At 35.4% G+C, this 23,769-nt stretch carries 21 protein-coding genes; 2 read left to right on the top strand and 19 right to left on the bottom strand.

Annotated elements, in window-relative coordinates:
- Positions 1-2: 2 nt before the first annotated feature.
- The 8 genes from M3191_RS01435 to M3191_RS01470 all read right to left on the bottom strand — a co-directional run bounded on the left by M3191_RS01435 (position 3) and on the right by M3191_RS01470 (position 8,458).
- A complete protein-coding gene (locus tag M3191_RS01435; protein WP_251697674.1) occupies positions 3-728 on the bottom strand; it encodes an HAD family hydrolase in 726 nt (241 codons plus the stop codon).
- A gap of 11 nt (positions 729-739) precedes the next feature.
- The gene (locus M3191_RS01440) at positions 740-1,714 is read right to left on the bottom strand and encodes a P1 family peptidase (RefSeq protein ID WP_251697675.1); all 975 of its coding nucleotides are present in this window, start codon (positions 1,712-1,714) and stop codon (positions 740-742) included.
- 158 nt (positions 1,715-1,872) lie between these two features.
- Positions 1,873-2,865 carry an ABC transporter ATP-binding protein gene (locus M3191_RS01445; protein WP_251697676.1) on the bottom strand — a complete coding sequence of 331 codons (993 nt, stop codon included), beginning with the start codon at positions 2,863-2,865 and terminating at the stop codon, positions 1,873-1,875.
- Positions 2,855-3,895 carry an ABC transporter ATP-binding protein gene (locus tag M3191_RS01450; protein ID WP_251697677.1) on the bottom strand — a complete coding sequence of 347 codons (1,041 nt, stop codon included), beginning with the start codon at positions 3,893-3,895 and terminating at the stop codon, positions 2,855-2,857. Before M3191_RS01450 ends, M3191_RS01445 begins: the two co-directional genes overlap by 11 nt.
- Positions 3,896-3,915: 20 nt before the next feature.
- The gene (locus M3191_RS01455) at positions 3,916-5,361 is read right to left on the bottom strand and encodes an aldehyde dehydrogenase family protein (RefSeq protein ID WP_251698056.1); all 1,446 of its coding nucleotides are present in this window, start codon (positions 5,359-5,361) and stop codon (positions 3,916-3,918) included.
- A 24-nt stretch (positions 5,362-5,385) separates the two neighbouring features.
- Positions 5,386-6,132, bottom strand: a complete 747-nt coding sequence (locus M3191_RS01460; RefSeq protein ID WP_251697678.1) for an SDR family NAD(P)-dependent oxidoreductase — start codon at positions 6,130-6,132, stop codon at positions 5,386-5,388.
- Between the two features lie 4 nt (positions 6,133-6,136).
- A complete protein-coding gene (locus M3191_RS01465) occupies positions 6,137-7,228 on the bottom strand; it encodes a tartrate dehydrogenase (protein ID WP_251697679.1) in 1,092 nt (363 codons plus the stop codon).
- 6 nt (positions 7,229-7,234) lie between these two features.
- The gene (locus M3191_RS01470; RefSeq protein WP_251697680.1) at positions 7,235-8,458 is read right to left on the bottom strand and encodes a M20 family metallopeptidase; all 1,224 of its coding nucleotides are present in this window, start codon (positions 8,456-8,458) and stop codon (positions 7,235-7,237) included.
- A 519-nt stretch (positions 8,459-8,977) separates the two neighbouring features.
- Here M3191_RS01470 and M3191_RS01475 point away from each other — a divergent pair.
- Positions 8,978-9,859 (top strand): nuclease-related domain-containing protein, encoded by an 882-nt coding sequence (locus M3191_RS01475; RefSeq protein WP_251697681.1) that lies wholly within the window; start codon positions 8,978-8,980, stop codon positions 9,857-9,859.
- A 253-nt stretch (positions 9,860-10,112) separates the two neighbouring features.
- Positions 10,113-10,544: a DUF7686 domain-containing protein gene (locus M3191_RS01480; RefSeq protein ID WP_435368130.1), complete on the top strand. Its 432-nt coding sequence runs from the start codon at positions 10,113-10,115 to the stop codon at positions 10,542-10,544.
- A 120-nt stretch (positions 10,545-10,664) separates the two neighbouring features.
- On the opposite strand, the gene M3191_RS01485 is transcribed toward M3191_RS01480, so the two are convergent.
- The 11 genes from M3191_RS01485 to M3191_RS01535 all read right to left on the bottom strand — a co-directional run bounded on the left by M3191_RS01485 (position 10,665) and on the right by M3191_RS01535 (position 23,715).
- Positions 10,665-11,030 carry a hypothetical protein gene (locus tag M3191_RS01485; protein ID WP_251697683.1) on the bottom strand — a complete coding sequence of 122 codons (366 nt, stop codon included), beginning with the start codon at positions 11,028-11,030 and terminating at the stop codon, positions 10,665-10,667.
- A 452-nt stretch (positions 11,031-11,482) separates the two neighbouring features.
- Positions 11,483-11,806: a hypothetical protein gene (locus M3191_RS01490; RefSeq protein ID WP_251697684.1), complete on the bottom strand. Its 324-nt coding sequence runs from the start codon at positions 11,804-11,806 to the stop codon at positions 11,483-11,485.
- A gap of 879 nt (positions 11,807-12,685) precedes the next feature.
- Positions 12,686-13,222 (bottom strand): acyltransferase, encoded by a 537-nt coding sequence (locus M3191_RS01495; RefSeq protein ID WP_251697685.1) that lies wholly within the window; start codon positions 13,220-13,222, stop codon positions 12,686-12,688.
- Between the two features lie 70 nt (positions 13,223-13,292).
- Positions 13,293-14,567, bottom strand: a complete 1,275-nt coding sequence (locus M3191_RS01500; protein WP_251697686.1) for an oligosaccharide flippase family protein — start codon at positions 14,565-14,567, stop codon at positions 13,293-13,295.
- A 1-nt stretch (position 14,568) separates the two neighbouring features.
- On the bottom strand, positions 14,569-15,669 hold the full coding sequence (locus M3191_RS01505; RefSeq protein WP_251697687.1) for a hypothetical protein: 1,101 nt from the start codon (positions 15,667-15,669) through the stop codon (positions 14,569-14,571).
- 14 nt (positions 15,670-15,683) lie between these two features.
- The gene (locus M3191_RS01510) at positions 15,684-17,105 is read right to left on the bottom strand and encodes an O-antigen polymerase (RefSeq protein ID WP_251697688.1); all 1,422 of its coding nucleotides are present in this window, start codon (positions 17,103-17,105) and stop codon (positions 15,684-15,686) included.
- 1,044 nt (positions 17,106-18,149) lie between these two features.
- Positions 18,150-19,226 (bottom strand): hypothetical protein, encoded by a 1,077-nt coding sequence (locus M3191_RS01515; RefSeq protein ID WP_251697689.1) that lies wholly within the window; start codon positions 19,224-19,226, stop codon positions 18,150-18,152.
- Positions 19,223-20,353 carry a non-hydrolyzing UDP-N-acetylglucosamine 2-epimerase gene (wecB, locus tag M3191_RS01520; RefSeq protein WP_251697690.1) on the bottom strand — a complete coding sequence of 377 codons (1,131 nt, stop codon included), beginning with the start codon at positions 20,351-20,353 and terminating at the stop codon, positions 19,223-19,225. Before wecB ends, M3191_RS01515 begins: the two co-directional genes overlap by 4 nt.
- 4 nt (positions 20,354-20,357) lie before the next feature.
- Positions 20,358-21,467 carry a polysaccharide biosynthesis C-terminal domain-containing protein gene (locus tag M3191_RS01525; protein ID WP_251697691.1) on the bottom strand — a complete coding sequence of 370 codons (1,110 nt, stop codon included), beginning with the start codon at positions 21,465-21,467 and terminating at the stop codon, positions 20,358-20,360.
- Entirely contained in the window at positions 21,468-22,487 is a 1,020-nt protein-coding gene (locus M3191_RS01530) for a nucleoside-diphosphate sugar epimerase/dehydratase (protein ID WP_251697692.1), read from the bottom strand.
- A gap of 19 nt (positions 22,488-22,506) precedes the next feature.
- Positions 22,507-23,715: a glycosyltransferase family 4 protein gene (locus M3191_RS01535; RefSeq protein ID WP_251697693.1), complete on the bottom strand. Its 1,209-nt coding sequence runs from the start codon at positions 23,713-23,715 to the stop codon at positions 22,507-22,509.
- Positions 23,716-23,769 lie beyond the last annotated feature (54 nt).

Consider the following 23,769-nt stretch of genomic DNA (forward strand, 5'->3'; position numbering starts at 1 on the left):
ACTTAGTTTGTAATCTTTGTATCTGAATTAACATCTTCAAGTATAGCTAATAATTCCTTTGTAGATTCAACAACCTGGCAATCATTAATTTCCTCAATGCCTATTCTTCCAAATCTATTAATTAAAATCGTATCTATGCCTGCTTTTCTTGACCCTACCACGTCGTCATAATAATTATCGCCTACATATAAAATTTCTTCTGGTTCTAGTCCAGATTCCTCGATTAACATATGGAAAATCCGTTCATCTGGTTTTTGTATTCCTACTTCTGAAGATACTAATATATAGTCAAATTCATCATAAATACCAAGACCTTCTAATAAGCTCCGACAACTATGATCCCAATTCGATAATAGAGCAACCATGTAACCGTTTTCTTTTAACTCTACTAACACGTCTTTAGTCCAAGGGAAACATTTCCAGTAACTCGTCATGTCTGTTCGATTTATAAAGAATGCCGTTTGTTCAATTAGGTCAAAGTCTTGCTTCAATTTATGGTTGATAATCCCTAAATACCATGGTAGAAAGTATTGCGGTGGACGTCCTAATACGCCCAAGTAATATCTCATGAAGATTTTATCCGAATAATGGAAAGCTTGATGAATTTCATCTAATGGTATATCTAATTTTTTTTCTTCTAAATAAGCTATATAATTTTCTTCCCTAGTATTGTAAACCAGAGTGTATCCAAGATCGAAAGCAACTAATTTTATTTTTTTCTTAGCCATGTCACCATTCCTTATTTATCATTATTTTCTCTACTTTTATAGGATGGAACACCATCAATCGCATCTGCGGATTTTACAGCCTGTAATATCGCTTCTTCCATAACCTGCGCAGCCACATTTCCTATCAAATCTACTGAATAAGAGTCCCCTCCAGTCCCAATAGCAAAAATTGTATCACCATCTAACATTGTATGTGCCGGATAAATCGTTCTAGCTAGCGCATTTTGAGTAATCTGCGCAATCTTTTTAGCTTCGGCTTTAGTTAGTGTTGTGTTAGCTGCAACTAAACCAATAGTCGTATTAGATCCCGGTAAAAGATTAGCCTCTGCATTTTCCTGCATATAGACAAGACTATCTATAAGCTCCCCTGTTTCAGGATCAATAGGACCCGCCAATATTTCCCTGTTCGAAGGATCTCGAATGTCACCTACGGCATTTACAGCGACGATGGCGCCGACAATAAGTCCATTCTTTAATTTGATAGATGCGCTACCTAATCCTCCCTTCATGCAATTTTCAAATCCTGCAATTTTTCCAACTGTTGCCCCACATCCAGCACCTACATTTCCGAATGGAAAATAGCCGCTTTTGGCTTGTTGCGCTGCTTCATATCCCATTTTTTTATCAGGTCGTATTTTCGGGTCTCCAAATGGAAGATCAAATAGTACTGCACCTGGTACAATCGGGACTTTCGCTACACCAACATCAAGACCTATATCTTTCTCCTCAAGAAATTGCATAATTCCCGAGGCTGAATCTAAACCAAATGCACTACCGCCCGACAAACAGACAGCATGGATTCTATCGACGAGGTTAATAGGATCAAGCAATTCAGTTTCGCGTGTCCCTGGTGCAGATCCACGAACATCAACACCACAAACCGCGCCCTCCTCTATTAGTATGGCCGTGCAGCCTGTTAATGCCTCAAAGTTTTCTATGTTGCCAACCTTTACGCCAGGAACATCTGTAATATTTCCATAACTCAACTATATCCCACCTTTATATTTCTTTTTTTTATTACTTCCATTCACAGTTTCCTATAGGCCTGTAATAAAATTATATTAAACCTTAAAATAGTTAATAGAAGACAGAATATCCGCGGCTTCGTCTAATCATTTTTACATCGCGTAAAGTACCGGTACAATCATACGTTTGTAAAAGGAGCTGAATACAGATGGCAAGCGACAGATTGTCCATCATCATGAAGTATTAGTTCAGGTCTTTCAATTCGGCAGCGATTAAATGCATTTGGGCAACGAGTATGAAATGCGCAACCTTTCGGTGGATCAGAGGGGCTTGGCGGCTCGCCTTTCAAATAAATCTTCTCTCTTTTACCATCAAAATTTGTTACAGGGATTGATGATAAAAGCGCTTGTGTGTACGGATGCATTGGATTATCATAAATATTCTTTTTGGGTCCTATTTCCACTATTCTTCCTAGATACATAACCCCAACACGATCACTAATATGTTTAACAACACTTAAATCATGTGAAATAAATAAATAGGTCAAATTTAATTCATCCTGAAGATCCTGCATTAAGTTTAAAACTTGCGATTGAACGGAAACATCAAGCGCTGAAACGGGTTCATCCGCAGCAATAAATTTAGGGTTCATCGTCAGAGCTCTCGCAATTCCAATTCGTTGTCGTTGTCCACCAGAAAACTCGTGTGGAAACTTTGTAATTGCCTCTGCCGTCAAGCCAACTTTCCCTAATATATCAATGATCTTTTCAGCACGTTCTTTTTTGTTAAAGGTTTTCTGAATAGCTATCGGCTCACCAATGAGTTGTCCAACCCGCATTCTTGGATTTAATGAAGCAAACGGATCTTGAAAAACCATTTGGATTTCCTTGCGAAATGCACCCATTTGACGCGTCCCTAAATGTTCAATGTTCGTTCCTTCAAAAACAATTTCACCTTCAGTAGCATCCATCAATCGTACAATCATTCTTCCTAACGTTGATTTCCCGGAACCAGATTCCCCTACAATACCTAATGTTTCTCCCTTATAAATATTGAAACTAACATCATCGACAGCTTTAACTTGATTTCCTCTACCCTTTATAAGACCTTTTTTTATTGGGAAATACTTTTTGAGATTTCTTATTTCTAATAACTTCTCTTTATCCCCCACTTAAAAATCCTCCTTCCTCCTTATAAAGAAAACATCTAACTTTACGATTAGAATTATGCTCAATAAGTTTTGGGTTCTCTTCACGACATATGTCCATCACATATTTACACCGATCAGCAAATCGACATCCTTGTGGAAAATTATGAGCTGGTGGAACAGTTCCCGGAATCGATTCCAAACGTTCTACATCTTCATCTATATTCGGTATACTTTCCAATAAAGCCTCTGTATAAGGATGTTTAGCGTCCATGAAAAGGTCTTTAACAGGGGCCTCTTCAACGATTTGTCCTCCATACATTACTAGCACACGATTTGCCACTTCAGCTACAACACCTAAATCATGCGTTATTAATAAAACAGAAGAACCAAACCTTTCTTTCATATCCACCATTAAATTTAATATTTGGGCCTGAATTGTAACATCAAGCGCTGTTGTCGGTTCGTCTGCAATTAAAAGTTTCGGATTGCAGGACAATGCAATCGCAATCATTACCCTTTGTCGCATACCACCCGATAACTGATGCGGGAATTCTTTTACTATCTTTTCGGCTCTAGCAAAACCAACGATTTTCAATAACTCAATCGCCTGTTTATACGCTTCTTTTTTCTTCATCATTTTATGTTTCATTAATGACTCTACGATTTGACTCCCAATAGTGAATACCGGATCCAGTGAAGTCATCGGTTCTTGAAATATCATTCCAATCTCATTTCCACGAACTTTGGACATCTCATTCTCCGATAGGGCTAATAATTCTTTACCCTCGAGTTTAATCGAGCCCTCTACGATTTTTCCTGGAGGGCTTTGAATTAATCTCATAATTGACAATGAAGTTATGCTCTTTCCACTTCCAGATTCCCCTACTAAAGCAACTGTTTCCCCTTTATTAATCGAAAAACTTACATCATCAACCGCTTTCGCTGTTTTCCCATGTCTCATATAGAAATAAGTTTTTAACCCCTTAACATCTAATAAAGAGTCGTTAACATCTATTGTAGAAGGTTCTTTATTAATTTGTTGACTTTGCATAAGTTCACCTCTTTTCATTTTCAGATTCCGAATTTAATGGCTATGTTCTTAATTTGCGTATAGTTTCTTAATGCAACGAAGCCTTTTTCTCTACCAATTCCGCTTTTTTTATAACCGCCGAAAGGCATTTGAATTCCACCAGCTGCACCATAATTGTTTATAAACACTTGACCTGACTTCACTTTAGAAGCTACATAGTGGGCAACATCAATATTTTGCGTCCAGATTCCAGCGACGAGACCAAAGTCAGTGCCATTAGCTAAACGGATGGCTTCTTCTGGATCTTTAAAAGTAAAGACACTTAAAATTGGTCCAAAAATTTCCTCTTGGGCTAATGAACACGAATGGGATATGCCATCTATAACGGTAGGTTCAATGTAGAATCCACCTTCAGAACCCTCTATAGATAGGGACTTTCCACCCGTAATGATTCTGCCTAGATTCTTAGCTTCTACAATTCGTTTCATGATTTGGTCGTATTGTCTTTTATTTAAAATGGGGCCGATGTCTTTATCTTCAATACCTGGACCAATTGTTAACTCACTAAATTTCTTCACTAACTTGCTTAGAAACTTTTCTTTGTAGGACTCTTCTATTAAAAGCCTTGAGCCTGCTGAACATGTTTGACCCGCATTTTGGATAATCGCTTTAACGACACCTACCAATGCTTTCTCTTCGTCTGCATCGGCAAATACAATATTAGGAGACTTCCCACCTAGTTCAAGTGTTACGGACACAACATTTTCTGCAGCTGCTTTCATGACAGCTATTCCTGTATTCACTGATCCTGTAAATGTCACGTGTTCAATATCCGGATGTGCCGATAAGGGGCCCCCGACATCCACACCTAACCCTGTTACATGTTGGAAAATTCCTTTTGGTAAATCCGTGGCGGCAAACCATTCTGCAATGGCATGGGCAGTCATTGGTGTGTCTTCTGCACTTTTAACAATCACTGCATTTCCAGTCGCAATGGCAGCAGCTACACTTCTAGAAATAATTTGAAGCGGATAATTCCACGGGATGATATGAGCTGTTACGCCAAGTGGTTCAAGAACGGTCGCGTTTAAAATTCCTTCTTCAATTGGAATTGTTTCACCCATCACTTTATCGGCGGCACCGCCGTAAAATTCAAAGTATCTAGCAGCTGCTTCAACGTCTGAACGTGCTTGGGATATCGGTTTTCCAACATCTTCACATTCCCACAGGCTCCATTGTTCTGCATTATCTCGAATATAACTTGCAAAGCTTACAAGAAGTTGTCCACGTTCATAAGCTTTTACTTTTCTCCATTCATCGCTTTCAAACGCGATTTGCGCTGCAGCAACAGCTTTATCTACATGACTTTTATTCCCTTTAACAATTTCTGCTATTTGCTTTCCATTTGAAGGATTGTAAACCGGCATCCACTCATGGCTGTCGTCACCAATCCATTCCCCGTTAATTAACATCGGAATTCGTTTCATTGTCAACCCACTGCCTCTCATTTTTCACAGTCCTCGCCCACCATCAACATGTAGTGTAGCACCGGTTACCATTCTCGCATTATCGGATAATAAGTAAACGACAGCACTCGCTATGTCTTCAGGTTGAATCAATTCTCCTAAAGGAACACTTTGTTTGAACACATCATTTTTCATTGCAGAATTATCTCCTTTTTCTCCAGTAAATTGCCCTAACATATTTGTATCTGCAGGGCCTGGATGAATGGTATTCACTCGAATCGAATGCGGTGCTAATTCGATGGCCATAGCTCTGGAGAAACTTTCTGCCGCCCCTTTTGATGCAATGTATGATTGAAGACCGGGTCGTGGTCGAACAGCTGAAATCGATGCAATTGTGATGATGGATCCTTTGTTTTTTGGTTTCATATATTTAACAGCCTGTTTACATGTGATAAATAAGCTCGTTGCGTTAATATTCATAAGGCGATGCCACTGGTCCAACGACACTTCTTCGATTGGCGTCTGAGCTTGCGCAATACCTAGCGCATTGACTAGACCGTCTATTTTCCCCTGTTCTTGATGAACTTCTGCAAATATTTCCGATACTCTTTCTTCATTTAAAACGTCAGCCGCTTTAGCGACAAAGTTAGGTTGCTGAATACCGTTCATTGAATCCACTGACAAATCGATTCCAACTACGAAAGCGCCCCGTTCCAACAATTGTGAAACGATTGCTTTCCCCATTCCTCCACCTGCACCGGTTACTACGATTACTTTATCTGTTAGTTTCATGAATTCAACTCCCCATTTTCTCAGTAGCGTACAGATTTTTTATTTTCTCAACGATTGCTGTGCCCATTTGTTTGGTCGTTGCATTTCCACCAATATCGGCTGTTTTAACATTCCCTTCGGACAGCACTTCTTCAATCGCTCCGATCACTTTTACAGAAAGGTCAGCTCTTCCTAAATGATCTAACATTAAAGCTGTAGACCATATTTGAGCAATTGGATTGGCAATCCCTTTTCCGGCAATATCCGGTGCGGACCCGTGAACAGCCTCAAACATTGAAGGGTACTCTTTTTCCGGGTTAATATTAGCTGAAGGTGAAAGACCGAGTCCACCAACAATTCCAGAGCCAAGATCTGACAAAATGTCTCCAAATAAGTTGGATGCGACAACAACTTCGAAAGATTGTGGTCGTTGGACAAAATATGCAACGAGAGCGTCAATATAGTAAGATTCAAGTTCCAACTCAGGATATTCTTCTTTCACAACTCGTTTAACATGCTCATCCCACAGCTTCATCGAATGGATGACAGCGTTTGACTTTGTAGCACTCGTTATTTTCTTCTTGCCGTTCTTCACCGCATAATCACTGGCAGCTTTTGTAATTCTTTCAATCCCACCGCGAGTCATAACTGTATTTTGAATAGCCATTTCGGATTCCTGCAGGTCAAACATACGTCCTCCACTATCAGAGTACTCTCCTTCTGCGTTTTCACGGAAGATGACAAAGTCGATATCCTCACCGTTTGCAAGTGGAGATTTAATTCCCGGCAATGATTTTACCGGTCTAAAGTTAACGTATTGTTGAAATTTCTTTCGGATTGGCATAATTAATTCCCAAACTGTAACGTCATCTGGAACCCGCGGATCCCCAATGGCCCCAAACAAAATCGCATCGAATTTTTGTAACGTTTCCAGTCCGTTTTCAGGCATCATTCGGCCATGTTCAACGTAATAATCGGAACTCCAAGGGAATTTCTCTACTGTAAGCGCAAAATCCTTTTCTTGTTCTTCCAATACGTTCAAAACGTTCAAAGCTTCTTCCATAACTTCAATCCCGATGCCGTCTCCTGCAATTACTGCAATTGTAAATTCTGTCATCTTCTCTTACTCCTTCACATTTAAAAAACGTAGAGCCGCTTCTCTATAAATAGCTGTTGTCACAGCCAGTTCTTCGATGTCGATATATTCGTCGATTTGGTGTGGAATATCTCTATCTCCTGCACCAATTGTTACGATGGGTATGCCGTGCATATGTAAAAATGTTCCATCTGTTGCTCCGGGAACGCCGTTGTAAATTGGGGTCTTGCCTGTAACTGATTCAACTGCATCATAAATTGCTTGTACAACGGGATCATCAGCATCGGTATTTGTAGAAGGACGGTTATCCAAAATCGTCAATTCTGATTTAAAATCTGGATCCTCTTCTTTAAGTTTTTCAATAATCGCATTAATTTTCCCTAATAGTTCATCGTGGTCTTGAGCTGGTACTGTTCGGATATCAAGCGTCATCATACATTGGTCCGGAATGACATTAATTTGTGCATCCCCTTTTACGGGAGACTGTATAATAGTTGGAGTAATTGAAGGCCATTTTAAATATGGATCCTCGCCTAATCTTGTTTGTTCTTCTTTCTCCAGCTTTTCCAGTTCCACTATGAGTCTAGCTAGACGCCAATTCGGGTTAATGCCGCTCCAGGAGATTGCACCATGCGCCATTTTCCCAAAGATGTCTACTCTTATACGCATCGCTCCGCGCTGTGCAATACAGACGTTATTTTCTTCGGGTTCGCAAATAATTGCGCCGTCCACTCCATCTGCCCAACCTTTTTTAATGAAATGCTTGATTCCAAGCATCATACCTTCTTCGTCTACGGGAATACACAAAATAATTTTCCCAGTGAATTCTTCTTTGTCCTGAAGAAGTGAATGAACAGCCGTAATCATGCATGCTAAATTCCCTTTTGTATCATTCGTCCCCCTACCGTACATCCGACCGTCTACAGTGTGTGCACTGAACGGATCGTACGTCCAGGCATCTATATTGCCTTCTGTCACGACGTCTGTATGTCCCTCGAACAGAAGCGTTTTACCAGGTTTTCCAGAATCAACTACACCAATCACATTCGGTCTTCCTGGAACAACTTCTTCTATATGTGTTTCAATCCCTATTTCTTTTAAGTAATTGGCAACATACATCGCCACTTTCGTTTCATTTGCATCCGGAACATTTTCCCTGTAAACACTTGGAATCCGAACAAGATTTTCTGTTAAACGAATGACTGCTTCTCGGTCACGCATATATGTTTCGGTTTCTACTTTTGTTTTCATATAATCTCCCTTTCTATTGCTCATTCAAAATGAATAATTTAACCTAAATATTTAGAATAGTATATACTAATTCTATTAAAAAGCGTCTTTCATTTAATTAGACAAAGTGTGTCTAATTGACAGGGCTCATTTGACACTTTGTCTACCTCCTTAAAATCAAACGTAGAAAAAGTAAGGTAAAGTAAGGTAAAGTAAGGTTTCATGAAGGGAAAAAACAAGAATACTGCATAATTCAGGGCATTTCTTTTGTCTATGCCATGCTCGTGAATTTCACTATGCAATGCATTAATTATTTAAAACAAAATAAACAACAGCCAACAGCAGAATAATTGAAGAACCCCCACCCATCTAACGATTATTTCGTGAAGTGGGTGGGGGTGTTATCTATTGATTCTTACTGAACTGTATATCTCTTCGTTTCTATCCGTTTGTTATCTTCGTCATATCCGTAGATTATTGTAGTCAATTTTCCTACTATTAGTTACAATTAAAGTATATCAAACCAACAAGGAGAAATTCATGCTATTATTCCTAAACTTTTTTAATAAGAAAAAGAAAGAGAGCAAACCACAAATAGATACTGTAATCTCATCAAAACCAAAAAAGGCGAATCAACGAGTTACTGCGGAGAGAATAGGTGAATTAGGGGAATACAAGATTAATATCCAACTCGATCAGCTGCCAAAGGACTGTCGCTACTTAAGCGATCTGCTCGTTAAAAATCCTAAAGCCAAGTCGGGGTATTCCCAAATTGACCATGTGGTTTTAACTCCATACGGCATCTTTGTCATTGAAACTAAAAACTATCAGGGGACCATCTATGGCGGGAAGGAGCGAAAAACGTGGTCGGTTAATGGAAAGTTCAAGATGATGAACCCTTTTATACAAAACTATGGGCATATAAAAGCATTAACATCATTTATCGATGAGAAATACCATGACTTATTTATCTCCATGGTGTCTTTTACAAAACGCTGCACATTTAAAGTTGATGTGGATTATCGTAAAATAGCTTCCAAAGAACTTATTGTGTATGACGTCGAGTTATCAGAGTTCATTCATCGGAAAGTCTCGGTATTGAAAATTCATCATAAAGAACCCCGGCTAACTGAAAGTGACATCTTAACAATTTCCAACGCCTTTTCAAATGCAAATATTACTGACCCAAAAGTAAGAGAGGATCATAACCGTCTATTAAATACACATGTTTCCGAAAAAAAGACTGTCACAAGTTCTACGTGTTCAGTTTGTAATAAACCTGTTTCAGATAAAGTTGAAGCGTATTGTTTAGGAAACAATACATTCAAAGGTAAAATCTATTGCTATGAACATCAGAAGACAGTTCAAAAGCAGAATCAACTCATAATAATTTCAAAGTGCCAATGTCCGGAAAGGTCCTAAATTTAATAAGAACCTGGCACCGGTCAATCTACGCTCTTTCCCGATCAGATTCTGAAACAATTATGAATTCAACGAGAACCGTGCGCTCTAAATCAAGGACTTCTTGATAAGATGAAGATAAAAACGGAGTGATTTGGATGGATTGTACAATTTGTGGAATCGCCCAGGTGCGCGTACAGTTCGACCGTCAGCCGCTTTGTATGGATTGCTATAATGCTGCGATAGCGGGGGAGTTCGGGGCGGACTTCCCAAGCTGCCCAAAACATTTTCCGCGGACGATGTAAATGGCGTACAACGTATTTTTGAAGTCGAACGCCAGATCATAGGTACAGCAATTTTGCTGACAACCCGCGAACGATGGGAACACGGCTATGAATTTGCAGTGGATGGAGAATTAGTTGCCGATCTACATACACTGTTCGACCAACTCAAAGAAAAGACCAAACGGCTGTCGAAGACTTATCTCGAAACAGGAGAGTGTCCAAGTGGCGAGCCCTATATCTCTGTCAAAGGCGAGCACTTGAAAGGCGTGCTATCCTATATTGAAACCAACAGCGAAGCACCTATCGTCATCTTAGATGGCAAACCATATACATGGAAAGAAGTCGGTCGTCTTTTGCAGGCATTTGGAGGCTATCAGGTAAAGATCGAAATGAAGGATTTGGCGGATGAGTGGGACGAATGAAATTGTATGTATAATTCTGCGTCAAATCCAAAATAGTCAAAGGTACCAGGTTCCGGAACAATTCTGAATTAAATGAGAACCTGGTACTCGAAATCTCTAAACAGTTGTTTCGAATACCCACTAAAAATTATTTCTTTTTACATATTTTCTTCCATCCCATTCCAGTGTTTCTTGAACTTTAGTTGACCGCTTAAAAAAGTACCATTTTGTTGTATCGGTCTCCCCTAACGCCTCGTTGTACTCCTGTCTAAACACAAAATCCTTTTCATCTAAAAATAAGTCGGGATCATCCTCAGGAATTTCAACAACATATTTATATGTTGCTACTGACTCTACTCCCTTCCCCCGAAATATTTCGTCTTCTGCAGTCGTTAAATAAACTACTAGCTGATTTACCGCACGATCATCTTCGCCATTGTGGCGATCATTTCCTTTCATAGGATTTATAACTGATAATTTTAAGTACGAACTATGGTATAACCTCATGAAGCTCCCCCCTAAAAGAATACTTTACCATATAAATAAGCTAGTTCATGCTTCGTTAAATGTCTTCAGTGTTTTTGATTAAGGCCACTGAAATGTACCACCTCTGCCCTCATTTTCACCTCAGAAGGACAACAAATGTACCAGCGAATGACAAGTAGCTTACCACTTGCCTCTTGTAAAGAGACAGGGATAAAGAATATCGTGCATAAGAGACTTGGTGGAACAAGCCAACTACTGTATAACTAATGCAATTTCGTTCCCAGCTCCGATAGGAGACCTTGTCTACCAATAAAGTGCAAAAACAGCCCCGCAGAGAATCCTCTCTACGGAGCTTACAGCACATAATTATTCTGAATTGTGTCGGTGCCTGGCACCAGACTTCAGACAAAGCACTTTTCCATCTTCATGGAGAGAGATAGATTATGTATGTATTTTGTAGTTCTAGTTCTTAGTCAATGACGTTTATAACGCCGCCGCTTTTTATCAGTCTGAAACTCATGTATTAAACCAATTACGTTCTTAACCTTCCAAGCGGGACCACCTTTCCTTCTGGATGGAGGGGTGTAATAATAGTGGAATTCTGTTACCTCGCTCATTCGCGTATTTTCTACAAATTCTTTGCCAGCATATGTAATAGCACCTTGAGCCTTCACGATATTTTGTGGCACTTCATCATCGATAAGAGTTATGAGGTCAAATTCATACTGCAGCTGGAGTTGTTTAATCAAATACGCTGTTTCTGGATAGTTCCCCCAAATAATATGGTTTCTGAACATAGATTATACTTCTTCCGTTTTTTACAGCTATTATATCATAATATAATAGTTTTTGGATAATTTAAAAATCAATTAATACAAATACTTCCAAAAAAATAAAAGATAGCGACCGTACTCTTTGTAACGAGCACGGTCGCTATTTTCCGCGTTTCCTATATGTTCCATATACTCGTGTGCTTTAGTGTTTTTCATTAAACTTCGTAAACGGCTTCATCACTTTTCAATCTATTACCCGCTAGCAAATGCTTCCTTAAAACTGCAATAACTCTCTCCTGCTCCTTCACCGTCATATTCGACCCTGACTGACGGCAAAAAAAGCGCTTCAGCAAACAACGGCTCACTCACTACACACCTTTGCCATGAGAATAAAATTAATTGATTAGGTGCCTGGCACCATACACTTAATGCCGTGTTTATTAATGTTTTCTCCCCATCAATAGGACAATCAGTAAGCCTTTCTCTTTTTCATCACCGGTTTAATAGAGTTGAAAACTGTATAATTGAAGAGCACAAGGTTATAGTATAATTCAGAATTAATTGAAAACCTAGTACCTGAAATCAGTATGGAACAATTATTTTCACAGGAATACCTTCAAGAAGTTAAATCGTTTGAGTATGGTAACTATGGCGAGGATGTTTAAATGCTAACTTTTCATCATAATAATAGCCAAGCTATTATATATTCAAGTAATACAAGCCAGGCTATCTACCAAACGATTGCTAGGCTTGTTCATTTCGACCCGGCACTATCCTGTTTTCTATAGGTCAAATAAAAGGGTACCAGGTTCTGGAACGATTCTGAATTCAATGGTAACCTGGTACCCGACATTAACTTTTTTATGTGATTGGGATGATACTCCCTTAATTCTGATCTACCTGCTAAAGATATTCCTTTCCAACTATTTTGGAATCTAGCCATTCCGATGTCTTTCCAACTACTTTCGCGGGATTACCAACTACTATTGAATTATCAGGAATCTTACCTTTTACAACACTACATGCTCCTATCAATACGTTCTTACCAACCGTCGTTCCGGGTAGTAAAGAAACTCTTGCACCTATAAAAGTATTTTCACCTATAGTAATCCCCTTCTTTATCACAAGTACCTTTTCAATATCTTTAATTATCTCAGTATTTTTATGGTCCAATGACTCTTTGATAGTATGCATAGAACCATCATGTGTCAAAAACATTACCTCTCTAGAAATTGTCACATTATTATTTAGTGTTATTAAGGAATAATCACTACCATCGAAATACACATCACTGCTAATAAAATTTGGTATTCCATTGATTTTCATCCCTACTTTTTTAAGATATTTCACATATGCATTTCTAAATAAAACTCCATTAAAATAGCTAATTTTTTTTATTATTTCTCTTTCAATGACTTGTATTACTTTATTAGTTTTCAATAAAAATCCCCCTTTTGTTTATTCCTTTTTTATTTCTCTGAGCTCTAAGATTTACAATATCATAGCTTTTTTATATTGTGATATTTTTTCCACTCAACTTAAATAATATCAATAAAAGCACAGAGTTGAACATCACATATAAACCCGAAATCATATTAAGGAAAGTATATATTGGTATATTAAAAGAAACCACTATAAAAAATATAAATACTTGGGTAGATAAAAGAATGGATTGAATTATTAATTCATACTTCTGTTTATTAGAGATTATAAATCCAGTTGTTAACGACTCGGAAATTAGCTTTATTCCAAACATGGGAGTAAGATATTGTATATAAATACCCGCTTCTCTCCACTCTTCTCCAAATATTCTAGAGAAAATAACTGGGCTTAAAAAGAAAATTAGGACCATTATTGGAATGACAATAGATACTAAAAAAAGAAATGTTTGCTTAAACGTCTTTCTGTAATTTCCTAATTCTATAAACTCCTCATTAGCAGTAGTAAAATAGATCCTTGATATATTAGCACTTATTATTGCGAAAGGTAAGCCCAAGATTCTATATGATAAAGAATATAATCCGAGTTGAAACGGTGAATATACTTTACCAATAAATAAATTTATTGTTGAATAAATTGATGTTATTATCAGAGTAGAAGTTGCGTTATAGATAGGTTGATTTTTTTCCTTTTTTGCTAAATTATAAATAAATCCCCATTTTATTCTTTTGATTTTATTGCGATGTCCCCTAACATCTGCTGATTGTCTAATAATACCAGATAATGATCCAAATAAATGAGATCCAATCATTCCAAGTACTCCGGTTTTTAGAACTCCTGCTAGCAGAAGAATACTGTTAGTAGTAAGTGATTTTGTGATTGTTACTATAGACATTAACTTATAAAGAGCCTTCTTATTATTATGTGCTAAAAGTACATTATTGGATCCATATGTCATTAATAAAAAAATCGTTCCAACAATAAAAATAGCTCTTTCATTAAAAGTATAATCATGATTAAAAAAAACAAAAAATCCATACAGCAGGCCAAATATTATACTCAAAAAAACAGATAGAAAAAAACATAACTTTATTAACGCATAAGTATCTTTCCGATTTCTCGCCGTAATAATTGACATATCATATTTCAAGCAAAGTATTGGTCCAAACAACGACACTGCTGTCGTTATTAATGTATAAATACCAAATTCATATGGAGTGAATAGTCTTGTCGTTAACGGAGCAACTAGTATACTGATTAGCTGAGCACCAATTGATCCCATTACTAATACGGAAAATGCCGATAAAAATCTATTACCTTTTATGATCCCCTTCAATTTATTCATTTTAAACCATATCCTTGAATGAGTTTTTAATCTTACGAGCAGTATTTTCATTATATTTTTCAACTGATATGTTTTTCATATATATTTCTACATTTTCCTTATATTCACTCAAGTTCGTTGCTACTTTCATTATCCCTTTATAATAGAAATCATCGGCTTCTCCTATTTTCGCATTATCACAAAGTTGCTTTAAAGGAGGATTTTCAGTAGTAACAATAGGGACTCCTTCACCTAAATACTCATAAATTTTTCCCGATGCACAATACTTATTATTTAAATCCAATTGATGATAGTTCACAATGCCAATATCAGCATTACGAACAATATATCTGAGTTCGTTTAATGGGACTTTACTGATTAATTTAACATTTTTCAAGGAGTGTTTTTCGATAATGTCTTGTATTATTTTTTTATCAGATTCCTCTCCACCCCCAATAATATATAATCCATAGTTTGAAGGTAGTTTACTCATTGCATTAACTAACTTATCAGTAGTTCTTAAAACTGAGATTCCACCTGTACTAACAATATTTATTTTATAATTAAAGTCATTGATATATTTTTCATCAAGAACTTTTGAATTAAATGATCCTTTCAAGGTTCTAATATTTTCAAAAACTAACGGTTTTTTTCTTAAATTAAATTTACTGAACATAATTTCAGATCTCTCATTATTAGCGCATAGAACAATGTTCGCTTTTTTCATCAATTTTGTTTCAAATTTACTGAATAACTTTCCAGAAATCGACTTAGCTTCTTCGTAGAAATATAGCTCTCTTACATCCTGAATTATACGTTTTGGTTTCAAAAGTTTATTGATAAGTAAAACAGGTATTGAAGCAAAAAAATTATCACATATTATAATATCAATACTTTTCATCTTTTTAGCTGTGATTAAAGAAGTGTATAAAAATTTTAAATACAGAGATACTCCCATATACTTATGCTTTTTCTTAAGTATTATTTTTTCATTTTCCACATCACTTGGAGAAATACCGCATGAAACAAAAGTAACTTCCCCTAAATGCTTCGAAAGTTCATAGAGTTCCGATAAGCGACCATCATATTCCCTTATTCCATAAGAAATCAATAAAACATTCAAGGACTTCCCTTCTTTCACATAACTTTTGAAGTCAAAACATTTCTATGTTTATTACTTCTTAATATAAGAGCAATTAAATACACCAACCCTACTGTGAAAAACATGTTCGTAGCAACACTTATCAAGGGGGGGGATGCAACAAATATATTAGTTGCAAATCTAACTAACATATAACTCAAAATATATTTTAATTCTAATGACCTTGTTCTATCTATCCACTTTTCAAGCATGATGGAAATAAAAATATTAATACAAACAATAATCGGTGAAAATAGGATCCCGAAATATATATATCCATACCCCACAGCTGATAATACATGACCACTTTCCATGTTATATCCATAAATATGAGTATTGAAAAACTCACTTGTCATAGTCATTTTTTCTTTAAGTAAAAAGTTAAAGCCAAAAGTAGATCTCCCAAAATCATAGAACAAATTAATAAGATTAAAACTATTGAATCGTCCTAAATCAACAGCAAAAGCAACATTTTGTGTACCAAAAAAATACGCCTGCAACATACTTGTATAATAGCCTATATCATTATCAGTTGAAGAAATTGCCTCTGTGTATGATCCGTAATAAAAAGCAGCAAAATGCTTATAAATAGTCATCATCATTAACACAAAAACTCCAACACCTATAATATATAAGACTACTTCCTTTTTGAACCTTTCAAATAGTTTCACTAAAATGAAAATAGAAACCAACGCAGTATAAACTATTGCAGATCTTCTTTCCCCTACTATTATACCTACACTTAAAAGAGTGAATACAATAGTATAATAAAAATATAGTTTGTTCTTAGTTATATTGTATTTCTTGCTACAATAACTACTCACCATTAAAAAAGAAAAAATTATACCCGTTATAATAATTTGTCTTAACAAGATCAAAAATGTTCCTTGTATATCCCCCGCCCTGTCCAAAGAATCAACAGATATAATAAAAAATTGAATTAAATCTCTTCCTACCGTTAAAAAGATGATAAAAGAGAGAACTATAAAGAGTAAATAAACATAACGATTACCAAATAACTTTAATTGATTATTTATTGTTGGTTTATTTAAATCTCTTTCCATAAGAAATCTAATTAGTATATACAGAAAAGAACTTGATATAAACAGTTCAAAAATAACTAATAAAATTGCAATCTCAATTGATTCTTGAGTTACAATAGAATAGGAAACACCGTTATATGTCCCCGAAACAAAACTTAGTAGAGGGACTAATACATACCTCAACCAAGAAAGGGCTATAAAAAAATACAACGTGACCTTATATTTCTTAAATCTAATCATGGGTTTTAATATAAAGAGATAAATGAACAAATAAACAAACGGATGGAGCCATAATAATTCATAACCTTGCTGAATTTCTAATAAAGGTAATATGCCTATCACAATAGACAGCAAAGAAGAAATAATTATAACCAAATTGACTATACTCTTTATCATAAAAAACCAACTCACTTATTCAAATTATTTGGATTGTCAAAACCAAACCGAACAAAGTTTAAAAGGTTTTAAATTTATAACTCAGCATTCGATGATTTTATTGTACTAATTAACGTAATTACTTAGTTCAAGCTGGCCTAGGCTGATAAAATTGCGACTGTTTCGCGAACTCTGTCTTAACGACATCAGACACTTACGCGATAATTTAATGCTCAAAACAAATTTGCTGTTATAATACGAGTAAGCGAAAAAAGGAATTATGTATCTGTATTTTTGTCAATCTTTAGAATCGTGAATTAATCGGTTATAGTGCTAGACAGACTTAGACTGCTGATCTTGTTTACAAAACCCAATTAAGGGTTAACCGCGAAACGATTATGATGTTTTATACCAATCGCATCAGCGATTATATAAATTAGCTCATTGACGAAGTGTTAGAGACATTTGAAAATACAAAGACCCATGAGGTATATATTAGTACGTGTGATAATGCCGTCAATGAGTCTTCATTTTTTACAGGATTTTCATTCACCTTTGACTAGAATGGTTTGAATTGAGCCACTGTGTGATTTAGTTCCTGTATCATTCGACCGATACGACGTCTAGAAATACAAAAGTCCATTATTAAAAATCGTGTTTCATAATTATTTCGGCGTAAGTTAAAATATCAATATCATTAATAGACGTTGCCTCTCTTTGCAAATCTTGAGTAATTCAGCCTCTGGAGGCGTTCGGTTGCCACTTTCTTCAAATGAACCAGGTGCCAAGCTTGGTTTAAACCCATCTTCAAAATCACAGAAGCCGTTAGTTCATATTCTAAGATAATATTTATCTCTCGGTCCTGTTCTCATACCACTTTACAATTTGACCGTTAATTTTTCGAGGAAGAGTTATCCCTGTTCTTTTTGGGTCTTCGTAAATTCCTCTATATTCTTTGGTTTTATTCTACTAGACCACAACTTTTTTTACTTTCTAATAATAAATCTAATCCAGTCTCTTTCTAACTCTCAAACTTTATAAGATTTACTTTTCAGTAATAATTTTTTCAAAGTACTGATTAAAAATCTCATTATCTCGTTTAATCTTATTCTTGAATTTTTCCAGGTTTTCATTAAACAATTCAGGATTTATTCTTTCATACCAATTGAATATAGTGTCAGGCAGATTTTTATCAATTTTATCAATTGCTATTCCGATTCCTAATTCTTCAACTAGTTTCCCGCTATAAGTGTTTTTATTGGCCAAGATTGGACTTCCCGTTAATACCCCATGATATAACTTAATTGAAATTGCATAATCTAAACTTTTATCATTACTCCCATATAAATTATTAACAAGATCCATCTTTCGCAAAAACCGTTCAGTTTCCGCGACTGGAAATTCATCATAAAACTCCACATTATTAATACATTTTTCCTCAGAGTATTTCCTCAATTCATTTGCATTTATGCCAAAATACGCCAATATAAATCTATCGTCATTCTTAAATATATCTAGTAAATTTCTGTTAACATCCAAAAACCTTATATTCCCAATGAACGTAATTTTTAATGGCGTTCTTTTTAGAGTAAATTTATTTCGATCTGTAACTGGAATAAATTCAGGATTCAGACTATGAACATGTACATAATTATAAGAGGGTAAAAATTCTTTAAATCCTTCTGACGATATAGTAGCGAAGGCTGAATTTTCAATAACTTTTTTATACCTGTTTGTTAGAAGAAAATTATCTTGTTTTGCATAATCCCTTATGTTTAGGCAGTATTTATTTCGCCACTTTCTCGAGAGGTACTTAGCAAACATAAATATAGCAACATCATTCCATACTATAATAAAGTCATAGTTGTTTTCCTCGAGAATGGGAGTTGCAAATTTTTTGAATCTAAAATACTGAATTGTTTTTTTAAAAACATTATCCTTCTTTCGTATAATGTTTTTAAAAACATATTTATTTTCAGCCGAAATACTTTCTTCAATACCGTACTTGTCCATGTAAATTATATCAAAAGGAATATTTTTCTTATTTAATTTTTCGGTGTACAACGAAATTAGCGACATATGTTTGATATTAACTGCACTTAGAATACAAATTTTTTTCATGCCTTTTTTCTCCATACTACTTTATTAACATAATCAGAATAAGAAAGTATTATTCTAAGTACTTTCTCTGATACATTCGGAATATTGTAATCCCCTACTATTCTCAAGGTATCTTTCTCTTGACTGTTTAATACTTCGATTCCTTGTAATATTCTTTCTCTTTTTAGTCCAACCATCATAACAGATGCTTCTTCCATCGCCTCAGGTCTCTCATGAGCCTGTCTTATATTTAGCGCCTTAAAACCAAGTATAGAAGATTCCTCACTAATCGTTCCACTATCACTAAGAACCGCTTTAGATTTAATTTGAAGCTTAACGTAATCATTAAATCCTAAAGGCTTCAGTGTTTTCACCAATGGATTAAACTCAATCCCCTTAGCATTAATCATATTCTGAGTTCTAGGATGCGTACTTACAATCACAGGCATTTTGTACTGCTCAGCCACAGCATTTAGGCTATCCACTAGATCCAAGAAATTAGTTTCTGAACTAATATTTTCTTCTCTATGTGCAGATACAACAAAATACTCTCCTTCGCTAAGGTCTAACCTATCTAAAACATCTGATTTCTCGATATCATCTTTTCTGGAGTTTAGAACTTCGAACATCGGGCTACCTGTTTTAATTATTCGATCAGCTGGTAGCCCTTCTCTTAATAAATATTCTCTCGCAATATCACTATAAGTTAAATTAATATCCGCTGTATGATCAACAATTTTCCTATTCGTTTCTTCTGGTACACGTTGATCAAAGCATCGGTTACCTGCTTCCATATGGAATATTGGAATTTGTCTTCTTTTGGCTGCAATTGCACATAAACAACTGTTAGTATCGCCAAGCACTAGAAAGGCATCTGGTTTCACCTCTTCCAAAATAGGATCTATTTTCACCAAAATATGACCAATCGTTTCCACCGCCGTTCCAGTAGCTGCGTTAAGAAAGTAATCTGGTTTTTTCAAATTGAAGTCTTTGAAGAATACTTCATTTAGTTCATAATCATAGTTCTGTCCAGTATGGACAAGAATATGTTCGACCGCATTTGAGTCTTCTAATTTATTAATTACAGCTGAAAGTCGAATGATTTCTGGTCTAGTCCCTACGACTGTCATGACTTTTAATTTCTTCACTATGTTATACCTCCAAAAAGTTTGTATCTGGAATTTCAGGATTGAAACTCTCATTGACCCACATAACGGTAACTAAATCATTATCTCCTATATTCACGATAGAATGTGTATAGCCTACTGGTATATCAACCACTTGAAGCTTTTCCCCACTTACTTTATATTCAATGATTTCGTCTGTATGAATATTTCTAAATCTTATCAATCCTTGACCACTAACTACAAGGAATTTTTCGTTTTTCGTGTGATGCCAGTGATTACCTTTTGTAATACCTGGTTTGGAAACATTCACAGACACTTGGCCCCTATCAGGAGTTCTAATAAACTCTGTGAATGACCCTCTATTGTCTATATTCATTTTCAGATCATATGCGAACTCATCTGTAGGTAAAAAACTTAAATATGTACTATACAATTTTTTAGTTAGTGCATCATCCATATTAGGAACGCTTAACTTTGTTCTGGACTCTTTAAAACCTTTAATAAGATTTGCTAAGTTCTCTAATGTAATTGTATGAGTCGTTTCTACAATACAATAATTATCATTTTTAGTTGGATTTCCTTCAAGTGCTTTCACAAATTCCTTTAATACATCGTCTATATAACATAGTGTAAGTTCTACATCTGGATTATTAACCTGAATATCTAAACCTCTAGCTATATTGTAACAATACGTTGCAACAACTGTATTATAATTTGGTTTACTCCACTTCCCGAATAGATTAGGAAGCCTATATACAAATACTTGTGCGCCAGTCTTTAGCGAGTGATCGAACAATAAATCTTCTCCAACTTTTTTGCTTATGCCATAAAGATTATCTTTTTCAGCTTGGATAGACGAAGTAATTAAAACAGGTGATTTGTTATTATGTTTTTTTAGTAGTTCCAGCAATTCGAATGTAAAACCATAGTTTCCATCCATGAACTCTTCTTCATTTTCTGGTCTGTTTACTCCGGCTAAGTGATAGACAAAGTCGCACTTCTTTGTAAACTCTTCCAAGTCATTCAAATTATGATTTCTCGTATACAATAGTAAATCTTCATAGCCTTGGTTTTCCAACTCAGCTACTAAATTTTTACCAATGAAGCCTCCTGCACCTGTTACAAGAATTTTCACTTACTTATTCCACCCTTTCAATTCATCCTGTATGTAAGGAAGTTCTAAGAGCTTATCTTTAATCTGCTCTATTGAAAGCCGATATGTATTGTGTGAGTTGTATTCTTCATCCGTTGAAAGTCTTTCATTTCCTTCTTCAAAATATTTATCATAGTTAAGATCACGATTATCTGCTGGCACCCTATAGAAACCTTCTAAGTCATCCGCCACGACATGTTCTTCTCTAGTTAGAAGTGTCTCGTAAAGTTTTTCACCGTGTCGAGTACCTATAATCTTCACTTCGTTATTAACATTAAAAATTTCTTTTACTGCTTGTGCCAAATCTGCAATTGTAGAGGCAGGTGATTTTTGGACCATAATATCTCCTGCATCAGCATTCTTAAATGCAAAAACTACAAGTTCAACTGCTTCTTCAAGGCTCATTAGGAATCTAGTCATATCAGGATCTGTCACTGTAAGAGGCTTACCTGCTTTAATCTGTTCAACAAAAAGCGGAATAACTGATCCACGGGAAGCCATAACATTTCCGTATCTCGTGCCACATATGAGTGTTTTTTCAGGAGAGACCGTTTTAGCTTTGGCAACAAATACCTTTTCCATCATTGCTTTTGAAATACCCATTGCATTGATTGGATAGGCGGCTTTATCTGTTGATAGGCAAATGACTCTTTGCACTCCATATTCAATAGACGCATTCAATACGTTTTCTGTACCAATAACATTAGTTTTAACGGCTTCCATTGGAAAGAATTCGCATGAAGGAACTTGTTTAAGTGCTGCAGCATGAAATACATAATCTACATCGTTCATTGCATATTTCACACTTGCAAGATCACGGACATCTCCAATATAAAATTTCAATTTATCATTATTATATTGCTTACGCATATCGTCTTGTTTCTTTTCATCACGTGAAAAGATACGTACTTCTTTAATATCTGTATGTAAAAAACTTTCCATGACTGCATTCCCAAAGGAACCAGTACCACCTGTGATTAATAAGGTTTTATCTCTAAACATTTTACACTACCTCCGAGTTTTATAGGACAGAAGAAGAATGTTTTTCTAATAACTTTACCGATAACTTAACATCATAATTATCCAATAAATATTCATAACCAGATTGACCCATTTTCACTCTTAGATCCGGATTTTCGACAAATAAAGATAACTTTTCATTAAAATCATTTATGTCACCGGACAAGGAAAAATCTCCACTTCGAGACTCCCGTAACATTTGACCAAAGTCTGTATTCTTATCAATTGCAGCTAATATAGGAATACTTTTTTCGAAGTATGATAGTACTCTGGATGGAAAATTAGGTATCGTAAATCTTTTATCTAAAAACACTAAACCGATGTCTGCTTCTTCTAACATTTCTTCATACTCGTCTCGATGTAAAGAATCTAATATTAGTGCGTTCGTAATATTATTATCTTTCACAAATTCAATTACCCTCCACTTTTCATTCCCACGGCCAACTAATAAGAAAAAAACAGCATTATTATACTTATTAGATTCTAGTACTTCACATAAAAAACCCAATCCCTGAGGTTTCCCCATGTTCCCCCCATAGATCGCTAAAACAGAATTAGTTGGTATATCATACATTTTGCGAAAATCATTTTTTCGCTTTTCTATTTCGAGATTGATCTTTTTAGTATTTGGAAATATTTTAACTTTATTTGAATCGATTTTCGGATTATGTTTAATTATATAATCCTGATTAGCTTTAGACATCGTTCCAATTAAAGATGCTGTATCATAAAGCTTCTTCTCTTTTCTTTTAAAGTACCAATAAGCAGGATGTGATTTCTTCAATATTCCAAGATCTAGCGCATTTTGAGGGAAAACATCTTTTAACATTAAATAGGAAGGACTTTTGAAATGCTTCATAGCCCAGTTTACAACACTAGACATTGTCACTGGAGGAGATTCAAATAAAATTAAATCAAACTCCTGGTCTGATAAATGAGTTTTAATAGCTCTTTTCAATATATGTGGCATTAATAAAAAAGTTATTCCTTTCTCAATAAATCCAACGTCAAATACATTTCCTGTTTTCACTCTTAGTATATTCAAATTTCTTTCTCTATCAATAAATGTCTTAGAAGATTTTCTTTTTTCTTCTGCAACAACTATAGTTATTAGATGTCCTTCTTTAACTATTTCTTCAGCTAAGTCTGTATATATAGTTGAGCCTTCCTTGACTCTCGGGAACGTTGCAGAAATATATAATATTTTCATTTATTTTACCTCTTCTTTATTTAAGTTAAAACAAATTAATTAATTAATTAAAAA

This window comes from Sporosarcina luteola (genome assembly GCF_023715535.1).
In the GTDB taxonomy this organism is placed as follows: Bacteria; Bacillota; Bacilli; order Bacillales_A; family Planococcaceae; genus Sporosarcina; species Sporosarcina luteola_B.